At 44.6% G+C, this 20695-nt stretch carries 20 protein-coding genes; 12 read left to right on the forward strand and 8 right to left on the reverse strand.

Translation table 11 applies throughout. The features are described 5' to 3' along the window. The first annotated feature begins 14 nt into the window (after nucleotides 1-14). Genes ABDD95_RS07540 through ABDD95_RS07555 form a run of 4 tightly spaced genes read left to right on the forward strand, consistent with a single transcriptional unit; the run spans nucleotide 15 to nucleotide 2816 of the window. Nucleotides 15-158, forward strand: coding sequence for a hypothetical protein (locus ABDD95_RS07540; protein ID WP_345951272.1), 144 nt, complete (start codon nucleotides 15-17; stop codon nucleotides 156-158). Further along, nucleotides 151-1386, forward strand: a complete 1236-nt coding sequence (locus tag ABDD95_RS07545) for a zincin-like metallopeptidase domain-containing protein (protein ID WP_345951273.1) — start codon at nucleotides 151-153, stop codon at nucleotides 1384-1386. The genes ABDD95_RS07540 and ABDD95_RS07545 overlap by 8 nt, the downstream gene beginning before the upstream one ends. Nucleotides 1387-1398: 12 nt before the next feature. Continuing rightward, on the forward strand, nucleotides 1399-2199 hold the full coding sequence (locus ABDD95_RS07550) for a DUF4099 domain-containing protein (RefSeq protein ID WP_345951274.1): 801 nt from the start codon (nucleotides 1399-1401) through the stop codon (nucleotides 2197-2199). After that, nucleotides 2199-2816 (forward strand): hypothetical protein, encoded by a 618-nt coding sequence (locus ABDD95_RS07555; RefSeq protein ID WP_345951275.1) that lies wholly within the window; start codon nucleotides 2199-2201, stop codon nucleotides 2814-2816. Before ABDD95_RS07550 ends, ABDD95_RS07555 begins: the two co-directional genes overlap by 1 nt. Before the next feature lie 153 nt (nucleotides 2817-2969). Here the strand turns inward: ABDD95_RS07555 and ABDD95_RS07560 are convergent, their stop codons facing one another. From ABDD95_RS07560 to aac(6'), 3 genes are all read right to left on the reverse strand, one after another. After that, entirely contained in the window at nucleotides 2970-4031 is a 1062-nt protein-coding gene (locus ABDD95_RS07560; RefSeq protein ID WP_345951276.1) for a S1/P1 nuclease, read from the reverse strand. A 171-nt stretch (nucleotides 4032-4202) separates the two neighbouring features. After that, nucleotides 4203-4742: a GNAT family N-acetyltransferase gene (locus ABDD95_RS07565; protein ID WP_345951277.1), complete on the reverse strand. Its 540-nt coding sequence runs from the start codon at nucleotides 4740-4742 to the stop codon at nucleotides 4203-4205. A 138-nt stretch (nucleotides 4743-4880) separates the two neighbouring features. After that, nucleotides 4881-5321: an aminoglycoside 6'-N-acetyltransferase gene (gene aac(6') / locus ABDD95_RS07570; protein WP_345951278.1), complete on the reverse strand. Its 441-nt coding sequence runs from the start codon at nucleotides 5319-5321 to the stop codon at nucleotides 4881-4883. A 419-nt stretch (nucleotides 5322-5740) separates the two neighbouring features. Here aac(6') and ABDD95_RS07575 point away from each other — a divergent pair, with 419 nt between their 5' ends. The 5 genes from ABDD95_RS07575 to ABDD95_RS07595 all read left to right on the forward strand — a co-directional run bounded on the left by ABDD95_RS07575 (nucleotide 5741) and on the right by ABDD95_RS07595 (nucleotide 10968). After that, nucleotides 5741-6487 carry a LytTR family DNA-binding domain-containing protein gene (locus tag ABDD95_RS07575; protein WP_345951279.1) on the forward strand — a complete coding sequence of 249 codons (747 nt, stop codon included), beginning with the start codon at nucleotides 5741-5743 and terminating at the stop codon, nucleotides 6485-6487. Between the two features lie 4 nt (nucleotides 6488-6491). Beyond that, nucleotides 6492-8798 carry an outer membrane beta-barrel family protein gene (locus tag ABDD95_RS07580; RefSeq protein WP_345951280.1) on the forward strand — a complete coding sequence of 769 codons (2307 nt, stop codon included), beginning with the start codon at nucleotides 6492-6494 and terminating at the stop codon, nucleotides 8796-8798. After that, nucleotides 8798-9796 (forward strand): hypothetical protein, encoded by a 999-nt coding sequence (locus ABDD95_RS07585; protein WP_345951281.1) that lies wholly within the window; start codon nucleotides 8798-8800, stop codon nucleotides 9794-9796. Before ABDD95_RS07580 ends, ABDD95_RS07585 begins: the two co-directional genes overlap by 1 nt. Continuing rightward, entirely contained in the window at nucleotides 9793-10281 is a 489-nt protein-coding gene (locus tag ABDD95_RS07590; RefSeq protein ID WP_352432931.1) for a MauE/DoxX family redox-associated membrane protein, read from the forward strand. The genes ABDD95_RS07585 and ABDD95_RS07590 overlap by 4 nt, the downstream gene beginning before the upstream one ends. Nucleotides 10282-10782: 501 nt before the next feature. Further along, a complete protein-coding gene (locus tag ABDD95_RS07595) occupies nucleotides 10783-10968 on the forward strand; it encodes a hypothetical protein (RefSeq protein WP_345951282.1) in 186 nt (61 codons plus the stop codon). Between the two features lie 233 nt (nucleotides 10969-11201). Here the strand turns inward: ABDD95_RS07595 and ABDD95_RS07600 are convergent, their stop codons facing one another. The 4 genes from ABDD95_RS07600 to dinB form a co-directional block, all read right to left on the reverse strand. Continuing rightward, nucleotides 11202-11387, reverse strand: a complete 186-nt coding sequence (locus ABDD95_RS07600; protein WP_345951283.1) for a hypothetical protein — start codon at nucleotides 11385-11387, stop codon at nucleotides 11202-11204. Between the two features lie 116 nt (nucleotides 11388-11503). After that, on the reverse strand, nucleotides 11504-11788 hold the full coding sequence (locus ABDD95_RS07605; protein ID WP_345951284.1) for a hypothetical protein: 285 nt from the start codon (nucleotides 11786-11788) through the stop codon (nucleotides 11504-11506). Nucleotides 11789-11807: 19 nt separating this feature from the next. After that, nucleotides 11808-14756, reverse strand: a complete 2949-nt coding sequence (dnaE, locus tag ABDD95_RS07610) for a DNA polymerase III subunit alpha (RefSeq protein WP_345951285.1) — start codon at nucleotides 14754-14756, stop codon at nucleotides 11808-11810. A gap of 3 nt (nucleotides 14757-14759) precedes the next feature. Beyond that, nucleotides 14760-15890: a DNA polymerase IV gene (gene dinB, locus ABDD95_RS07615; RefSeq protein WP_345951286.1), complete on the reverse strand. Its 1131-nt coding sequence runs from the start codon at nucleotides 15888-15890 to the stop codon at nucleotides 14760-14762. Between the two features lie 147 nt (nucleotides 15891-16037). On the opposite strand from dinB, the gene ABDD95_RS07620 reads away from it, so the two are divergent. The 3 genes from ABDD95_RS07620 to ABDD95_RS07630 all read left to right on the forward strand — a co-directional run bounded on the left by ABDD95_RS07620 (nucleotide 16038) and on the right by ABDD95_RS07630 (nucleotide 18570). Then, nucleotides 16038-16829 (forward strand): SOS response-associated peptidase, encoded by a 792-nt coding sequence (locus ABDD95_RS07620; protein ID WP_345951287.1) that lies wholly within the window; start codon nucleotides 16038-16040, stop codon nucleotides 16827-16829. Between the two features lie 63 nt (nucleotides 16830-16892). Beyond that, entirely contained in the window at nucleotides 16893-17366 is a 474-nt protein-coding gene (locus tag ABDD95_RS07625; RefSeq protein ID WP_345951288.1) for a hypothetical protein, read from the forward strand. A gap of 505 nt (nucleotides 17367-17871) precedes the next feature. Continuing rightward, complete coding sequence (locus ABDD95_RS07630) at nucleotides 17872-18570, forward strand: porin family protein (RefSeq protein ID WP_345951289.1); 699 nt, start codon at nucleotides 17872-17874, stop codon at nucleotides 18568-18570. 852 nt (nucleotides 18571-19422) lie between these two features. On the opposite strand, the gene ABDD95_RS07635 is transcribed toward ABDD95_RS07630, so the two are convergent. Further along, nucleotides 19423-20679, reverse strand: a complete 1257-nt coding sequence (locus tag ABDD95_RS07635) for a hypothetical protein (RefSeq protein WP_345951290.1) — start codon at nucleotides 20677-20679, stop codon at nucleotides 19423-19425. Between the last annotated feature and the right edge of the window lie 16 nt (nucleotides 20680-20695).

Genomic DNA, 20695 nt, shown 5'->3' on the forward strand with positions numbered 1-20695 from the left:
CTGTAGAAGTCTCTTTGACCCGCAAGCTCCGCGAGCTGATGGGATTACAGGAGATCGCCCTTTCGGCAGAAGAGGCGGACCTGTATGATGTGCAGGGCGCTGACCTGCTTGAACCCGATTCATTTACCTCAGAAAAAGGAGAACAAAATTATGAGTAAATTCAAAGCACTGCACGAACAGGTGGCGGAAAAGCTGATTGCCGCACTGGAAGCCGGTACCTCGCCGTTTCAGAAGCCCTGGACCGACGATCACACGGCTGGTTTTATGACGCCGCTCAACCCGACGACCGGCAAACCTTACCGTGGTATGAACGCCTTATGGCTGGCCATGCAGGACCGGCAGGACCCCCGCTGGATGACGCTGAAACAGGCCTCGTTTAACAAGTGGACCGTGGAAAAAGGCGCTAAAGCCACGCTGATCAATTTCGTCAAGACCACCGATCTCCAACCGGTACTGGACAAAAAAGGTGAAAAAGTGCTGGACGAGAATGGTAAGGCCAAAATGCAAACGGTGAAGTTGGAGAATCCGATCATTACCAATGCCTGGGTATTTAACGGCGAACAGATCAAAGGTATTCCGGACTGGAAGGAAGCTTACGAAGCCAAACAGGCAGAACAGCAATGGTCGCCTATCGAAAAGGCAGAACAGATCGTGGAAGCCAGCAAGGCGAAGATCAAACATGGCGGTAACCAGGCTTACTACAACCTGACCAAGGATTTCATCCAATTGCCTAAAAAGGAACAGTTTGATTCCGCGGCCAAGTATTATGCGACCCTGCTGCATGAGCTCGGCCACTGGACGGGGGCAGAAAGCCGCCTGGACCGCCCCATGCAGGGTAAGTTCGGCTCAGAAGATTATGCCCGTGAAGAATTAAGGGCGGAGATCGCCTCGCTCATGATCGGCAGCGAGATCAATATCGGCCACAATTTCGGCCAGCACGCTGCCTATGTGGATTCCTGGATCAAGATCCTGAAAGATGAGCCGTTCGAACTGCACAAAGCCTCGGCTGATGCCCAGAAAATATTCGACTTTGTGCTGGATATCGAGAATAAACTGGCGCAAAAGCAGGAAGTCACCGCGGCAAAAACAAATGACAATGTGCTCAATAAAGGCGATGTCATCCCTTACAAAAATGCAGAGTACCGTGTTTTAGCTATCCTGAAAGGCAAAACTGCCCAAATGGTAGAACTGAACAGCGGTAACAAGTTTAAGCTAGGGCCTAAAGACGGCCTGTATAGTTCCTTGGTTTATGCCAGAAATAATCCCGTTGCACGCGAAGCTGAGCAGATGATGCATTATGATGCCACCAAGGACAAGGTCGAATTCAGTCACCAGATGGAAATGGCTGAACAGGAACAGGCACCAGGCCGGGGAATGAAACGCTAATCGAATTTTAACATGACACAACAGATTTTCAACGAAAACGATTTGCCTTTGGCGGAGCTCGAAAAGATCGGGCTCGCCAAAGATGGCAAAATACAGATGAATGCAGGTACGTTGCAGACGCTGCTCACCGGCAGGCGGACAGAAATGATCCGCCTGAATAACCTGTCCATGGATAGCTTTCACATCGCCGAGCTGGACGCCAAGCTTTCCATTCGCCCGGATGCAGATGGGAAGCTGGAATTATTCTTGCACCCGATATATAAAGAAGCGGATTACCCGGAATTCCTCACCGATGTGGAGGCTGAAGAACTACAGAAAGGACAGGCGGCCAATATCTGGAAGATCATTAAAGACGACGAAGGCAAGCCGATGGATATCCTCGTAGAATATGATCCGGAAACCCGGGAATTTATCATTACGGATACCGAGAAAATAGTGGTACCAGAGATGGTTAACAACGAAAAGCTGAATACCGAGCAAAAGGAACGTTATCGCAAGGGAAAAACCGTGGAACTTCCGGATGGTACGGTCATCCAGTTTTCCGGTAGTAACAGCCAGGGGGTACGCTCGAATAAATTGGCGCTCGTAGCGTCCATAATGATCGACGGCGGCATATCTTATATGCTTTATAAAGGTTTACACGCGCTGTTCGGTGAAACTGTGGATGAGAAACAGCGTGCCAGAATGAGCCCGGGTTACCGCCAGGCGCTGGAAGACCTTCGGACACAAAGGAGCACTAAACCAGCAGTGCCAGAATATGAAGTCAAGAATGAATATTCACGCGGTTATTCCCGCTCAGGCATGTCCCGCTAATGCACCCATTTCTGTCCAGATTAGGAATACCGACTGTAATTCAACAACATTTTACGCCCTTTTATACGAATGATGATAGCGGTAATTTGTGCTTTTCTTACCATGATCATCAGGAGGTTTTTGGATTTGGCTTTCATCGGGTCCCTGCAACTGAAGGTCTATGGATGGCGGGCGAGTTAAGTGATCCAGCTATAAAGTCAGTCTTTATCAGCCATTCAGCCATGGAGGTCATTCTGTTTGCCGCCCGGTACCGCCATTTGCTTGGCCCCCTGTACCAACACCTGTTTCTGGCTACCGGAGCGGGCCTTTATGCCTCGCAACTTTCTCGTATCAAGGAAAGTTGCGAGGGTAAAGGCTATGCCCTTATATTTGAGGATGATTTGCTGGGACGTATTGCAGATGTGAAAGCTGCTGCTGCGTTGCATAACCTGCCGGTATCCTTAGAACTGACCGGTCAAGAACGCCTTTACATCAGATTCCGTAATCAGCATTTTTGTTTACCCCAGCAAGGCTTTAGCCTGCATGCATTCGAAAGGGCTTCCGGTTACCGTTTTGGCATTAAAACCTATAAGTCTAAGACAGGAAGCTCTTTTTTGGACAATAGGTCTGTTTACTGACCTTCTCAATGTTGCATCTTTTTTCCGGTACTGTTGAGGCTAAAGGGAAGAATGATAATCGGACATCTATAGCTTTAGTTCTGTTTTTGGCATTTCACCTTAAGTTACGATGATTTTTGCAACTCAGCTGCACTTCAAATTTGAAGGACATGGTTAACGAGCAACAGTAATCGATTTAGGATCATTTACCTCAATTTCCGGCTTTCCTTTATAATTGATCAATTTGCCAACTACTGAAATAACCTTGCCGTCAACCTGAGTGGCCAAGCTCTGAACATCGCCGCGAAGGACAATTGTTAAGGGTGCATTTGGATATTCACCTCCAAAGTTCAATAACGTCATACCACCGAAAGCCTTGGTGCCAAAAACTTTGCTGGTAACGCTTACGGTTTCACCAACATGGCTGGCCGCATCTTTGGCATTGATCTTAAGAGGAGCTGACGGTTGTGTGGTGACGGCTGCATCAGTTGCCGGTGACACTTTGACCTTGGCCAGTACCTCGTTCAGTAGTCCGGCCAGGCGGATGCCTGCTTTTTGCAGCCGCTCGTGTACGATGGGCATATGGCTGTCGTAATAATCTTTTCCCGGTTTGTTGTTCTGTTCGATTTCCGCATACAGTTTGGAACTGATTTGGTAACTTTCCCAGAGCCACTGCATGAGCGGGTCCTTCTGCAGTTTCGCTATCGCTGCGGGGGTAAGATTATCGTCGGCTTTGGCCAGCTGTATATCCGTCATGCCCGAAGTGGCAATCATTTTGCCGTCCCACAAGCTGTGCAGGTTAGTCCCCTGGCCTTCATATTGCAGCTGGATGGTATTGCCGCCTTTATCTTCCGCACGGCTCACATGCATCGGCTGATGCAAATCGCCCACAAAGTGAATGATGAATTTTAAAGCGTCAGCCTGCTGCAGGTGGGTACTGGAGCCGTCTCTCAAAATTGCAATTTCTTTCTCGATTGCCGTGTAAACGTTGTCCTTACTCTGGTTCGTCACTAACTGCGCAAAGTCGTGGTAGCTTAGGCCCAGCGGCGCATTTACATAATGCCAGGGTTCAGTATGTTTGAACTCCGGCTGGTTACGGACCTGATCCGCCCACGAACTCACATCCGCCATGCTTTGCTCGCCCAGCAGTTCCTTTACTACTGCTTTAGCCTTCGGGTTGAGGTGATTGTCTGCGATCAGCGCAACGGTCCGGTGCCCGATACTACCCCAAGACACTAAAACCAGGGCAGAAAGGGCTACGATACCAAAAATTAAATATTTTTTCATGGCAGCAAATTTAAGGCAGGAAGATTAAGCTGCTGTTATGATCTTGTAACAATGAAGTGCCATGAATTTGAATGTGGACACTTAAAATTATCCGACAGAAAAGGGTATCAATGTTGGAGATCAGGCTGAAACCAAATACATGTCCTGTTGACAGTCAAAGTAACATTTGTTCAAAAAGCCGCTTCTGCTCAGAACTTTGCATGCAGCGAGGTTTTTACGGTTGACGACAGCAGCAATCTGTTCAATTCCCCTGGCTTTTAGCAGCTCCACCACTTGTGGCAGCAGGTTTGACATGAGCAATTGTCCACAAGCAGACTTGTTCAGGTAAAATTCGAGAAAGTAGGGGTACTCCGGAAGCTGATAATATTCCTGCGCTACCCGTGGAGGAATGAGATCGATAATTCCAAGCAAACGTTCTGTTTGTTTTGACAAAATCAGATGGGTCTGGTTGCGCCCGCAATACATATTCATTAAGGTTGTACCCAGCCAATGCTCTGCCTCGGCCAAACTAAACAACCGCTTTTCAGGTAAGAACTGTAATGTTTTATGATCAGACAATAACTGGAAAATGTCTTTAGTTAAACGCTGGTAGTTCAACAAAGCAGTCTGGTCAACAGGGCATATGAGCAGGTCATCATTTTCAAGGTAAATGTGATGCATAAGCAAGGGCTGGATCGGAAAGTAAATTTGTTCGACCAATTTAACGTCGGCTACTGTAAGTTGTTTACATTGTTGAAAACTTAGCAGGAGACAGCCATATAACAGTAATTGGTTTGACGTGCCAGATTGACCACATGGCTACAAATCTTTTATAAACGTAATCAGCCGCCCGGCTTCCACAAATCCTGCACGATGATGAAAGTCAAAACTCATCTGATTGTCAAACTGCATGTCGGAGCCAATTTGACGACAGCCCGCTTCCCGAAGCCACTGCTCACCGGCCTGTAAAAGGCGATAAGCTATGCCGTTCTTACGAAAAGCCGGCCGGACGTAAATACCTTCCACAAACCCGGTAGGTGAGTGGTCAGCTCCCTCCACATAGTCATATCTGATGCTTACATAGATAAAGCCGGTTGCAGTGGTATCCTGCCGGGAAACCCATATCCTGAACTTATTGGAACTCAATATTTCAGTTAGTGTTTGATGCAAACCTGTTGGCTCATCATCCGGCCATAGATCCCTAAATAATGGAAGAAGCTCATGAAGGTCTAAGTATGTTGCAGTGTGAATGGTTTCCATGTTAACGTAATTGTTTAAGGTGTTATCACAGTTAGGATATGCAATTCTTCGTGTACTATAGTATTATGGTTTTATATATCGATTCGTCAGCCATGCAGTGTTATCCGTGTCTTTTTAATCGGCTGTAATCTTTATGGTTTCTGCAAGCCTCACCCGTTTATGAAAAATTGCTGCAGCAACCGCTTACCATACCCAGGACTTGGTGACTATGCAGCAACTAAAGTTGTCTCAATACTTCTTAAGCGTGTACTGCCAAAATAAATCCGGCTGTTCTTGGTTTTTCCGGGATAGATAGGTCAACATTCGGGATACACAGTTCTGACTTTATGATAGTTTTTCTTTTAATCCAAGTAGATTAGGCTTGATATCTATTTTAAAGATACTCGTAAAATCTCAAGCTTTAATCACTATAGTTTACTATGATTACCTGTTATATTGTGGATGCAGATAACGATGCGATTTCAGTGTTGCGTGGCTTAATAGCAAAGGTTAGCGGGATCAAAATAATCGGTACCTCTTGTGATCCATATCAAGCATTGGATTACCTTATTAATAATAAAGAGTCTCCAGACTTAACCTTTCTCGATGTGGATTTGCCTGGTCTATCAGGAATGGATATTGCAGAAAACATCAAGTTAACAACAACAATAATCTTTACCACCAAGGTTAAAGATTATGCCTATGATGCTTTTGAAAGGCAAGCTTTTGATTATTTATTAAAACCTGTTGCTCAAAAACGACTACTGCAATGTATTAGCAGATATCAAAGCCTCTTTAATAAAAAAATCATGCTTTTACAGCATTTGACAGAGCGGACATTCTTTTATATCAAGAGTGAGGTTAAAGGGAGATTTACAAGGATAAACTTTGTCGATATCAACTTCATAGAGGCAGCACTTAACTATGTAATCATCCATCAGGATGATATGAGATTCATTACTTACCTCACCATGAATGAGGTTCAGCAGCACTTGCCGCCGGATCATTTTACAAGAATTCATAAATCCTATATCATCAACAATTTAAAAATAAAAGCCATTGAAAAAAACAACATTACCATGCGCGATAAAACGATACTGGTTTTAGGTCATGCATACAAAGAAGCTTTTACCCAGCTTATCAGAAAAGACCTTGTCTTTACAAAGAGAAAAGCACTACGCACCTGACTTTATGAGCAGAATACTTACTTCATTATTGCTATTACTGACTTTTTCCGCCAGTCTGCAGGCACAGAATTCTATTATAGGAAATGTAATTGATTCGGCTACAAAGCGACCGCTAGACTTTGTAACTGCCGTTCTGAAGGATCAATATGGCAGTATCAAGTATTCAACTTCTTCGCAACAAAACGGTCTGATTAGCTTTACAGCGTCCCATGCAAAATACACGCTGTTACTTACCAGTATTGGTTATCGCGATAAAATTTTACCCATTGATTTAAAAGAGCAATCTTCTAACCTCAACCTGGGGAACATCGAACTAACATCGACCACCAATACCCTGAAGGAAGTCTCTGTACAAGGCAAAAAAAGTGCTTTAAGCTTTGCTCCAGGAAAAATTATATACAGCGTAGCAACCGATTTGCGTGCAGAAGGGAAAAGTGGTTTGGAAGTTTTACGATATGCGCCACTGGTGTCGATCAATGGGACGGAATCTATACGGCTAAAAGGTCAGGATAACTTCAGAATCTTACTCAATGGGAAAAGCAACGCTGCGCTTAACACCAATGTCGGGTCATTTTTACAATCGCTCGATAGTAAAGACATTGAAAGTATCGAGGTGATAACCATTCCTTCCGCAAAGTACAGTGCCCAAGGTATTGGAGGAATCATCAATATCATAACGAAGAAATCGAAAGTCGATGGCACGTTTGGTGCTGTTGGCGCTGGTATCGATACCTACAACACGTCCTATTTGAATGGAAGCCTATCTGGACGTGAGGGCAAATTCGGGTACTCGCTAATCGCATCCGGCGGGTTTTTCCGAAACGGAACTTATGACTATTCATTGGTTCAGGCAGATAACGGAATAACTCATGATTACCAGGGACGGACGACCCCTAAACGCAAGCAGTTGAACTCATTAGCTCAATTCAGTTATGATTTTAATGCAAATAATCTTTTAAATATAGATGTCAACGGTTATACGGGCGACGGAAATATTACACAGTACTTTGCCGCGGATAACATAAGTAGCGTTAACACAATAAACCATTTAGTAAATCATAATTATGGTATTGGTGGAGGGTTTGAACACAAATTTAACAAAAAGGCATCCCTGATCTTTTCTTATAAGTATAACAAACAGAAAGACAGGTCAGAAATTACTTATTTAAGTACTGAAACTAATAATTCCAACAATAGAAGCCAAAGCTCAGAAAATATAATTCAACTGGATTATGTCAATGCTGGCTTTGAAACCGGCTTGAGAACAAGTTTGAGAGATTTTAATTCAGACGTTAGAAATAGTGAAAGTTCCTATTTTACGCAGAATATCTACGGTGCGTATGTATCCTATTCAAAAAAGATTAAAAGCATAAATGTCTTAGCTGGTACTCGCGGTGAGGTTTCCGATTACCAAAACACAACCGGCTCTCAGGTATTCATAGACAATAAAAAATTCAATCTTTTTCCAAGTATTTCCATTGATAAAACATTTACTGAATCACGGATAAATATTGGCCTCGGATACACCAGCCGCATTAACCGTCCCCAAATTTATTATCTTAATCCATTTCGAAATAACTCAAATCCCTATGTGACCAATAGTGGGAATGCAGCATTGGTGCCTGAGATTTCTCATAATGTCGAGCTTAGAATTACCAAGGACGATAACCGTGGCAATAATTATTTGGTGATGTTTTCCTATACCTATAACAAAAACGCCATCCAGGGCTATTCTTCCTTTCAGGCAGATAGCTCTGTCAATACGCAGTTTATTAATCTAAATAGCCAAAAGACGCTTGGCTTAAATGCCAGCAGCACCATAACCTTTGCCAAGAAGATTGAATTAAGTTTCTCATCGAACCTATACTATTCGTTGATGAAAAAAGCATTCCCGGATAACACCTTACTGCTCAATAATAATGGATTTTATGGCAGTTTTAGCGCTGATTTGACTACCAAACTATTCAAAAATTACAATGTCGCGCTATCTAATATTTACAATTTAAGGGATGTTTATTTACAGGGGTATGGTACAGCTTTCTTCTATCAAGATTTGACCTTATCGAGAAGCATTCTGGAAAAAAAGCTTCGGCTCACTTTCTCCTTAAGGCAGCCATTTATTAAAGATTATGCTTTTCGCCGGACATATCCTGATTTATACCAACAATCGGAAAGCATAACCCCGCAGCAGCGTCTTTTCTTCAGTGCTCGGTATTCATTTGGCAAACCTAAAAAGGCCAATTCGCAAACGAAAAAGAAAGCATCAGCAGACGACAAGAAAAACAAAAATAATGTAGAAAATATCAACTAATGAAAAACTTCATTAAAACAGCCGCTTTATTCAGTTTATTACCTGTTGCAGCAATTTTACTACTGCACATGACGATTAAAAAGACTAATGGCGTCAAACAAAATTTTAAGAGGATTTATACCGGACCTGGTGTGAACATTCTGTCCGAGATGGCCAATCCTAAAATAGTCGGGTTGAAATCATTTGAAGGAAAAGTCTATGCTGCAAGTTATAATGAAGTTTCTGCAGTTGATCTGGAGACCTTTAAGCTAAAATCGATATCTCCAAAGTCTGCTCGCCCGCTGATCAGCTGGTATTTAGCTGACAGAAAATTATTTGTTACTGAGGCAAATGAGAAGTCTATTGATAAAGTCGAAGGTGACTCTATTCGGTCCGTATTTTCACTTAGTACACCTTTGCTGAAAAATGTGCCGATTGATCATACAAAATTTGTCTATAAGACCTTCGATGCCAATTTTGCCAACGAGAATTTCTTTGTTCATTTCTCAAACACAAATAAGGATTCCATGCTTCATCCGAATACTCCTATCTATAATGATGGCGGCTTTGCAATGGACGGTGATTTCATACCGACCTCTGATAAGATTATATATCTTAATTATAACGTCGGCCGATTCTTAGTATTTGATAAATCAAGCCTAAAATTTTCTGCCCCAAAGCTTACGATTGACAGCAACACAAAGGCTCCACCAGTCGTGCATTTTTCGAAAGCAGGCTATCGGATAGACTCCAAATTTGACATCGTAAATTTGTTTGGGTTTACTGATGATAGATACCTGAACATTGTCACGAATGTTTACTCGTATGAAGATATCGCTCAGGACTACGATAAAGAAAACTATATCATCGATAGGTACTCGTTAGTCGATTATACATATAAAAATAGCATACGCGTACCAAAAGATCATAAAAAGTATGGACGATTGTTAAATGCTTTTCATTCCAATGGCCGCCTTTATCTTGTTTATAGCAAGAAAATCTTAAAAACATCTATATGAAAAACGTAAACCTAACAAAATTTGAAACAGTGGTTCAATGGCTAGTCGCCGGTTTATTCTTATATGCCGCTGTTTCCAAAGGGCTGGAATTCCAAAAGTTTCTAATTCAATTAAGCGGGTCTCCTTTGGTTCCTCGAAGTCTAGTTCTTTTTACAGCCATTTCGGTGATAGGTGTAGAACTGGCTATTGTATATCTTCTGTTCAGTAAACGATTTTATCTTATTGGTTTGTGGCTTTCGTATTCGTTAATGTTTTTCTTCAGCCTCTATATCTATTATTTATTGAATTTTCCGGATTTTATCCCTTGTGCTTGCGGTGGTATTTTGGGGAAATTGGGGCACAGAACTCATATGTACTTCAATATCATATGCACAATTCTGATATTCCTCTCTCTGCTTGTACATCATCTTAAGGGTAGCCGACTAAGCATTCGTGTTTTAAAACACAAATCTCCTCCACAACGATTGAATCCAACACAGATCTAGAATAAGGATAATGGAAACGTACTGTCCTTTCTGAATATAGGTTAAAGAAGTTTTTCAAGATTGTTCTTACATATTAACGCCTATTTATCAATCAAATCAATTAAATTATGAAAAAGTTATTGCTAATTACAGTGGTAGTCGTAGCTGCATTCAGCTCAAAAGGAGTCGCAATGTCAACAGAGGAAAATGATTGTCTGAAGGTTATGTGTGAACCGGGCCCAAGAGTATGTTGCACAAGCGGAGGTATCACGACCTATCATGATGATGAGGTTGTTTCAGACCTTTAATTCATCTGCTTTAAACTTAAAACCCGGTAAATTTTACCGGGTTTTTTTAATGGAAAAATAATCCTGTTTCCGACCAAGCAGCCAGAAAAAGTTGTGCTTGTATAGCCATTACGTACGTTCGTATGACAAATATGCTGAGTTGTGTAATATCCTGATTATCAATTATTTTATGTCTTTAAAACTTCTAAATTTGATTAAACTAAAATTTAAAACCATGAAAAAATTATTATTTTTAGCCCTGATTACCGTAGTGTCTGCAGGATCAGCAATTAAAGCCTTTGCCACAGAAATAGCTGCTCCAACCTGTGACTATACAAATTGTCCCAGTGGTAGTAAAAAGTGTTGTTCCGAAGGCGGTGTAACATTGTATAAGGACGGCGCAGAAGACTCAATTGAGTAATCAGATATAAAAGGAGTTCTTTTTTGATCAAGAGGACTCCTTTTATACTATAATGCATATCGTACTAAACAGGTAAGCATGGTTTCCAGATTACTTTAAGGCATCAGGACAAGTAGGTAGATGATAAAGGTTCTGCGTTAACTTAAGTAGTTCTCAGGTAGAAATTAAGATAAAAGACGAACTGTGTTGACTGGTTATGACTGTTTACAGTACTTACAATTATATTAAAATTATTAATTACAGCATCTCTCCATAAAGCTTTCAATCCCTGCTGCTGATACATCAAGCACTTTGGTAACTTTATCTAAAATCTCATCATCAACAGTTTCCATTTGTTGAATGCGCACAATATCAGGGTGGCAGCTGCGCCTCATCACTTCCTTCATGTACAAGTTCCGGGTCCGCTGTTTCCGGGGCATTTCGTTGATGAATCTTTACAATATCACCTCTCAAACAGACCATTCTACTCAGAGAAATACTTCAGGTATTGCTAAGTGAAACTTTTGCCCCACTTTCGGAAATTAAGGCGAACTCTTCAATTGTACCTCCTTTCTACAGGTCTAAGTATAAAGTTTGCCAGCTGTTCTTGCTCCGCAATGTCAAGGTCATGGCCATCATAAATCCAGCATCCTTCCTGGTCAAACAATATCCGGCCCAGATAGCCTGGGTATTCCCCATATGCCGTATATATCTGGTAGCATTGCGCGGCATGACTGCTGTCATCCGGCAGAATGCGAACCACATCGCTGGTCCCGTTCCGATGTTTAAGCCAGGCTTTCATCTCTATCGTCAGCAGCTGGTGTTTCAGTTTTTCTTTCATATCGCGCTCACTTTATTTTTTAATCCATCACCGGGTTTCCCTTGATGGGCAGCTTTTCCATAGTCTGCACTTCAAGGCTGGCAAAGCCGAACTCTTCCACTACCCGTCCGCGCATCACGTAGCAACCTTGCCCGCGGAAAGGATAGGAGGGTGTGGTATTCGGGAAATGCACGGTGTCAAAGAAGTTGCCCTCGGCATCAATGAAGTTGCCAAACCACATCTTTTGATTTTTTTTGGTATGCACCGTTTTCTCGCAGACATACCGCCCCACCATCTCGACCGTTTGCCCCACATGATTGATCAAATCGTTTGTCATGATCTGCCCACGGTACTCCGTTTCGAGCAGGTCAAAGTAGCTCATGGTTAAAGGAAAACCCAGGAGCTCCAGTTCATGATAGGCATGCTCGAGGTCGGTGTTCTCCAGCACCGGCAAAGCATAGTTTTTCCTTTCGACGGCAAAAAGCGCTGTGTCATTAGATGGCTTTGCTTTCCCACCTACGACCAGCTCCAGTTCCCAAAGCAGCGCCTTTTTGCTTTTACCCGTAAAGCGCAATGCGCCCACCCGGATCAGAATGATGGCTTGTTCTTTTCCAAGTCCGGTCCGTTTAACCAGGTTCTCCAGATCGGCATAAGGTCCGTTCATCCTGCGCTCCTCGGGGATGCGCTCCGCGAACTGGCCCTCCAGGCCATGCACGCCCACAAAACCCAGGTAGGCATCGATTCCGTTGATGTTCACGATAGTATCGCTGTGGTTCACGCAAGGCAGGTGCACATTGGCCCCGGCACGTTGTAATTCGTGAACGTAAATCGCCCGGTCATAAAAACCACCGTAGTTGTTCAGTACCGCGACCATGAACTCTCTTGGATAGTAGGTCTTGAGGAACAAGCTTTGATAACTCTCAACCGCAAAACTAGCTGAATGCGCCTTGGAAAAACTGTAGCCGGCAAAGGAGGATACCTGCCGCCAGACCTCGGCGGTGATATGCTCGGGCCTGCCCAAGGCTTTGGCGCATTCGAAGAAGCGTTCGACCAGACGGTCAAACTCCTTTCTGGAGCGGTACTTCCCGCTCATGCCCCGGCGGAGGATATCGGCATCCGTGCCATCCATCCCGGCATAATGAATGCAGATCTTGATCACATCTTCCTGGTAGACCATCACGCCGTAGGTTTCCTCCAGCTGCTCTTTCATAACCGGATGCAGGTACTTGACCTGGTGTGGCGCATGATGGTACTTGATATAGGCACCCATCATACCCGAACTAGCTACGCCCGGTCGGATGATGGAACTGGCCGCTACCAGCACGCGGTAGCTGTTGCACCCCAGCTTTCGATTCAGCTGGATCATGGCCGGTGACTCAATGTAAAAGCAGCCCCAGGTTTTGCCCTGGCTCAGGTTGGCATTGATCAGCGGGTCCTTCATGAACTTTTTGACGTCATGGATATCGATCTTGGCGTTCTGGTTCTCTTCCGCCAGTTGTACCGCCATTTTGATATGGCCGATACCGCGCTGGCTCAGGATGTCATACTTGTCAAAGCCGATCTTTTCGGCCTCGTACATATCCCACTGGACAGTCGGCATACCTTTGGGCGGCAGGTCAAGCGCGGTGTAGTAGGTGAGCGGTTCTTCGGAAATCAGTACACCGCCAGCGTGAATGGAACGCTGGTTGGGCATATCGGCCATGTGCTCGTAGATTGCTGCGATCTTTTTGAATTTGGCGTTATCCCTGTTCTGCGCCGCACGTGTAGGGTCGGTAAAACTATCGATCTCCGATTTGGGCAGGCCCATGACCTTGCCGATTTCCCGGATCACGCTGCGGTCCTTAAAGGTGGTCATTGTACCCAGCAGCGCGGTATACCCTTTGCCGTAGCGCTTAAAAATGTAATCCTGCACATCCTCGCGCTCGTCCCAGGAGTAGTCGATATCAAAATCAGGAGGTGACGTGCGCTGTGCATTCAAAAAACGCTCGAAGTACAGGTCCAGTTCAATAGGGTCCACATCCGTAATTTTCAGGCAATAAGCCACAATACTGTTTGCGCCCGAACCCCGGCCTACATGGTAGTAGCCCTGGCTCATTGAGTAGCGGATGATGTCGTAGGTGATCAGAAAATAGGCACAAAAGTCCAGTTCCTCGATTACCTTGAGCTCATGTTTGACTTTAGCCAGCGCCTGCTTGTTATTTCGCCCGTAACGGTAAACCAGTCCTTTCATAGCCAGCTTCTCCAAAAGTTCCCGGTCATCCTTTTTGCTGCCGGAACTCGAAAAAGTACGCAGGTTCAGATTGGTTCGTCCCTTGGGATAGTCCATCACGCAGCGGTCCATGAGCCTTCGGGTATTATCCAAGATAAAGGCATACCTCGAGAACTTAGCTTCCAGTTCGCCCGGTGCCAGGAACATATCGGTCGGCAGGCATTTATCCACTGCCTTGACCTCCGTGAGCACAGTGTTCAGGTCGATGCCCCGAAGATACTGATGCAAACGGTAGCCGATCTTGTCCAATACGAATACTGGCTGCAGGGCCAGCAGTTTATCCCGGATCAGGGAAAGGTCTTTCCCATAAAGCTGGTTGAGTTCATGAAAGCAGATGCCGAGATAATCACGCTCCCGCAGTTCACCCTGGTAAGCATAAGGGTAAATGACGAACACGTTGCTGAACTCCGGTGCCAAATCGGGCAGCGGCTTCTGCTCCAGGTTATGCTCGGTCAGAAAGTCGTTCAGTTCTTTCATGCCCTCTCGGTTTTGCGCCAGCCCGATGAACAGCAAGCGGCCATCCCTGCGGAACTCGATGCCGCCGATAGGCTTCAAACCTTTTGCCTCACTTTCCCGCATGAACTCCATGATGCCGGTGGAGTTATTGATATCGGTGAGAGCCATCTGGGTAACGCCACGTGCCAATGCCTCTTCCACCAGTGTTCCGATGGACATAGTGCCGTAGCGCAGGCTGTATTGGGAATGGACATTTAGGTACATGCGCTATAAGTTTAAGTTCATTCCTGAAGCCATTTTGATAGCGTCTGAGCCAAACCGGCGACGGATCTTATCCATCGCCTGACACAGGCTGTATTGTTCCTCGGAGCCGCTGAGCAGGTCGATCTGCTCGAATCCGCTGACCAGATTGGACAGGCGCACGCCGACCAGGCGGATCAGCAAGCGTTTCTGGTAGGCCTGCCTGAACAGTTCCTTGGCTTTCTTGATCAGCACGCTGTCCAGCGCCGTATAGGGAATGGCTGCCTGCTTGGTCACGTCCTCCCGTGTCGTATAGCGGATGGTGACAGTAATACAGGCACACTGCCGGCGTTTCTCCCGAAGCTCAAACGCCAGTTCGCTGACCATCGAGGCCAATAAAAAATTGATTGACTCCAGGTCAATGCTGTCATTCTTGAACGTGGATTGCGTACCGATGCTTTTTTGTTCCTGGTAGGGTACCACCGGCAACTCGTCAATGCCCTGCGCTTTTTGCAGCAGCCATATACCGTTTTTTCCCAGGATGCTGGTCATGTATTCCGGGGAGACCTGCGCGAGCTCATGGATGCGCTTAACACCCATATCACTGAGCTTGATAAAGGTCTTTTCACCCAAGCCCGGTATTTTTTTGATGGACAAGGGGTTCAGAAAGGGCCGGACGCCGGTCGGCTCTACGAAGAGTTCCCCGTTAGGCTTGCACTCATTGGTCGCCATCTTAGATACCGTTTTGTTGACTGACAGGCCGAAGGAAATGGGCAAACCGGTCTCTTTGATCACTGCCGCACGCAGTTCCTTGCTGTACTTGAGCGTACCGTGATGCTTGTCCATACCGGTCATATCAATGTAGTGCTCATCAATACTGGCCTTTTCGATGACAGGCACCCGTTCTTTGAGGATGGCCGTGATCTCGTGGGAGGCCTTGGAATACTCGTCCATATTCCCGCGTATCCAGATCCCATGCGGGCAGAGCATGCGGGCGAGCTTGGCCGGCATAGCTGCGTGGACGCCGAATTGGCGGGCTTCATAGCTGGCAGAGGTAACCACGCCCCGGTCGGAAAGGCTGCCAATAATGACCGGTTTACCTGTCAAACGTGGGTCTTTGCGTACTTCCACGGACACAAAAAAGGCGTCCTGGTCCATGTGTATGATCTGGCGATTGGCGTTCATGTATAAATTGTTCAGTTAAGGGACTACAAAACTATGCTAATAATATTAGCATTTACAACAGGTGTGGACAAAATGTTTACAACTTTCTGCTTGTAATTTGTTATTCAATAAATTGCGATCATGTGTTATCATTATGCCTTGACGGCGGATAAAGTCGAGATCAGTACCCGCTATGCGCTGGAAGATGAAGAGACGATTGAGTTGATGAACGACTACGATATTGTCTATCATAACGATGGTTTTGCGCACCGCGCCATGCCGGTCATCACGGCCGATGAGCCCCATAAAATTCAGCTTTATGACTGGGGACTGATCCCGCATTGGTTCAAGCCGAAGGAAGGCGCCGTGGATGCGCAGGGTAACAAAATGACGGCTCTGCAACAGGCCCGGGCATTCAGTAACCAGACGCTAAACGCGATTGGGGAAACGGTATTTGATAAACCGTCTTTCCGCAATTACATCGGCCAAAAACGTTGTTTGGTGCCTGCAAACGGTATTTTTGAGTGGCATCACTTGGACAAGAAGACCAAAATGCCGCATTACATTTACCTCAAATCAAGGGAGATTTTTTCATTCGGCGGTATTTACAGCCACTGGGTGGACCCCGAAACCGGGGAAATTGTGAGGACCTACGCTATCCTGACTAACCCGGCCAATTCGCTGATGTCACGCATCCATAACAGCAAGCTTCGTCAGCCGTTTATTCTCCCGCGCGAATCCGAAGGAACGTGGATCGACTATGATCTGGCTAAGGAAAATGTGAAAGAACTAATCCGGCCTTTAGGGGATGAACACTTCACGGCGCATACGATTTCCAAGCTGATCACTTCCCGGTATGAAAGTTCTAATTCGCCGGAGGTTATGGCACCTTACGATTATGAAGGGTTTCAAAGTTTGTTGGATGCTTCTTAAAAGTTGTAAGAAACTTTTTAAATTACTAAAATAATTAGTATATCTTCGCAGTCAAGCTAAGGTATGAAGGAAGTATTTGACATCGAACACCTGGACGGGCATAACCTGTTAAGTGCACGTAATCGCAACCTGGAGATTTTTGTGACCGAACGGTTGGATATACCTGCGTACCCGGATCATTTGCCTCTGGTCTTTGCCGTGATCAAATGGAAAAACCATCCCCAGGTGCAGCATTTCAAAGATGATGTAGTGGTTTGTTTTGGCATTTGCCCTTTCAATGATATTGACTACGAACCTTTTTTCCGCCACCAGCTGGTCAGCAATGCCATCAGTGAGTATATGGCCAAGGAGTGGTGTTTAACTGCTGATGAGATCATTTATTCGCCGGCTTATAAAAAAGACTTTATCGAGAGCCGGTCACTGGACTTTAATGAGATGACGCCGGAACTGTTAGGCTATATGACCAGGGACGTATCGGAAGAGGCACTGGACTTTTTCGACTGGAAAGAAAAGCACCTAAAACCATTGTTGAACTGACCCACAATAAAACGCATTTACTGCCTTTTGTAAATTCTATTGACGGCCTATGGAAACGGACTGATATCTGAACAGAGTGTTAACCTACCTAAGGCAGGAGTTGTCACCTGCATACCAGGATTGGCTCGTTGTCAAGGCTGACCGGCTGATCATAAGCCTGCCCCAAAATTTTCCTTTTCAAGAGACCTACGAAACACTACAACCGATGATTGTAAGCCTGATCAATCGTATTCGGGACCGGCAGATGGATGTTCATTTTACGGTCAAATCGGAAAGGCAGGAAAGGGATTTTACCGTGCTGAAGCAAGTTCTATTTTATTCTTAACAAGTCATTGCATTTTCCTAAAAAATAAGTCTCATCCTGTCGCGTCTGATTTTCTCTTCACGTAACTGCTTCAGGGTATTCGCTTGCATTTTCATAACTGATACCCATACGGATATAAGATGGTCACGATCGTGTCTTATTGACGTGCCAACAAATTGTTACACCATAAAAGCTGGAGCTATGAGATTTAAAATGGTACTGTTTTATATATGCGTTGTAGCCTTGAGTGGCACCATCACCAAAGTTCGCGCGCAAACCAGATTTAATATCCAGGCAGGCGTGAACTTTTCCGATGTATCTATTAAAGGAGAGCGGAGTAATAAGGCCAATACAGCAACCGTGTCGGGTTTGCGGGTTGGGGTAAATGCAGAGGTTTCGCTAAGTCGTCAGTTTTCCATCCAACCTGCTTTATTCTACTCCCGAAAAGGATATCAACAGGAAGACGGCGTTTTCGGATCTGGTGGGAAGGCCACGATCAAAGCAGATTATATAGAGTTGCCGGTCACCTTAATTTTTAAACCTGAACTTTTGGGACGCCGTTTGCACCTGGGCGCCGGTCCTTATTTGGGCTACGGAATTGGCGGCAGTTGGAAGTCTGCGACCAGCCCCGTTATAGGCGACATTGTAGTTGGCAATAAAGGTGATGTCATTTTCAGGAATGACTCGGCCGAGGGTGGTAATTTAGAATCTTACGTTTATGGTAAATCGTTGGATTACGGTGTCAGCTTATTAGCCGCTTATGAAGTGTTTTCAGGACTGATTGCTCAGGTCAACAGCCAGTTGGGCTTGGCGAACCTGGTACCTGAATTTAGTGGTACCCAGCTGAATGGTTCTTTAAAGAATAAGAACTGGGGTATAGCACTGACGTACAAGTTTTAAGTAGAGAATGTGAGTGACATAAACGGAATTGTAAGTGTATGCTTTGCCAAGGCATTAGTGATGCAGAAATGACTGTTGCCTTTTCACTTAAGCGCAAGCTCGCCAATTTTTCATCGTTTCGAGTACTTTCTATTGACAGATAGGTAGTCTCACTAAACCGCACCAGTCACTTATGAATGAATTCGGCATTTCCCTGACGGATAGCAGAACAAAATCGGGGCTTCAGCAAGAGAGCGTATTATACGTGTTAATAAAGCACAATAGCTTTACCCGCCTTGCAACGTTTAATTCATTTTATCTGTTCACCGTCAGTATGTAGATTTTAATAATTCCAGAACGTACGCAGCTTTAAAAGCGATTAAGCAAAATTTAAGTCTATCATGGAAGGAACAGTAAAATAGTAGGTACAAACGGCTATTGACCTTGCCGCGATTTTGTGCAGCATGGCAGCGAATCCCTGATTTCCAATTAAGCGCTGCAATGGGAGCAAACCTCTTTGTTTTCAACATTGTCGGACGGGGCCGTTGTCCGCCATTTTGAGGACGCACCTTGCTTGCTGTGGAGTTGTATAGCTCCGGTGGAAACAGGGGCGGAATATTTAATAACGAATAAAATACTAACTTAGCTGCACTACAGTTAAGCGAAAGCTTGACTATTGTGATAAGGTTTAGGTTGAAAGTCCCTTGCAGCGAGTGTTAAGGGACTTTTATTATTCTTATGCAACCTTTATCCCTTAATTTATGAATAGTCATACGTCTACAAAAACCATCTGCTAATCATTCAAAAGCATCTTAAAAACTACAACTTGGTGCCATTCAGCAGGAATTTGTAAAACTGGAATAATTGTTTTGACTAATCTGCCTTAATATATTTATGCAGGGTGGCTTTGTCGCGCTCGGGCATGTATTCGGCGGCGATAGTCTGAAGGTTTCTTGCATCTAGCAATGAACCGCAGCCTGCTTCGTTAAAAAGAGAGCTTAATTCTTCATCCTCATGGATCTTATATGCGGTAAAAGTGGACAGTTTATCAATGCCTAAATATTTTTTGTCGTATTTCACCAACCCGGTAAGCTGGCGCAATTTACGGCCTTCGGGTGTGCCGTCGTTAGTCAAAAACAGAAAGGAGCGAATAACCAGTTTGTCGTCATGGAGCGTAGTTAGTAAATAACCGACTTTGTATTCATACATATTGAACTCGATTAGGGTGCAGCCATTGCCAAGGACGTAATTTAAAGGCTGTTCAAATAAGCTAAAAAATAAATGTGCGTGTACATTGTTGGCTTGTAAACCCAGTCGTTCATCCAAGCGCTGAAGGGCGTGGCGCTGTATATAAAGCGGTAAAGGATCATCTGCCACAGATTGAAGACCGATAGCGGAGGGTCGAATTTTAACTTGCAAACTGACACCACGCGGAACAAACCTGTTAACTGCTATTATTTCACGCTTACGGCCATTGATTGCTATATTACTGATGATTGGCTTAAATAAGTGAACAAAGATCGTATTTTCAGTTGCAGGAACTTTTCCGATGTTTGTCTGTGTACAGTCCGCGTGCAGGAAACCATCGTGAAAATTCCCATTGCGCACATCCATCAAAAACAGCAGAGAAGCTAGCTGGTCAGCAATATAGCCGTAATAGCCATGGGTTGTGATTAGAAAGGGTTTAAACACTGCACGAAGTTCTTCCGACCGAGGAAATCGATTTTCGGCCATCATTGAAACAAAATGTGTCAATGTCAAACCCTCGCTGAGCATCGTTTTTAAGGGAATGTTTTGCTCGATGACATTGAATGCGGGAGCATCAAGTAAAGTCGAAAGTGTTTCACGGTAGGTTTGCCAGCGGACTGTATCAATGACCACACCTGGAACTGGTTTTATGGTTAACGAGCGGTAACGTTTTTCGTAAATAATATCAATATCAGCCGCAGGAATCAATTCAAACCAGCCAGCGCCAACCAGCTTATCGCAAACCATTTTTAGGCGTGAGAGATAGTCCCGCTTATGTTTGGCCTGTAATTTAACCGGATCTTCCTGAACTATATTTTTCTTTTTTGCCATTGATTGAAATTGGACTGTCACAAAAATAAGATGTATTTTTAATCTGTCCATACTTGTCAATTTTTAT

Origin of the sequence: Mucilaginibacter sp. PAMB04274 (genome assembly GCF_039634385.2) — a bacterium.
Classification (GTDB): domain Bacteria; phylum Bacteroidota; class Bacteroidia; order Sphingobacteriales; family Sphingobacteriaceae; genus Mucilaginibacter.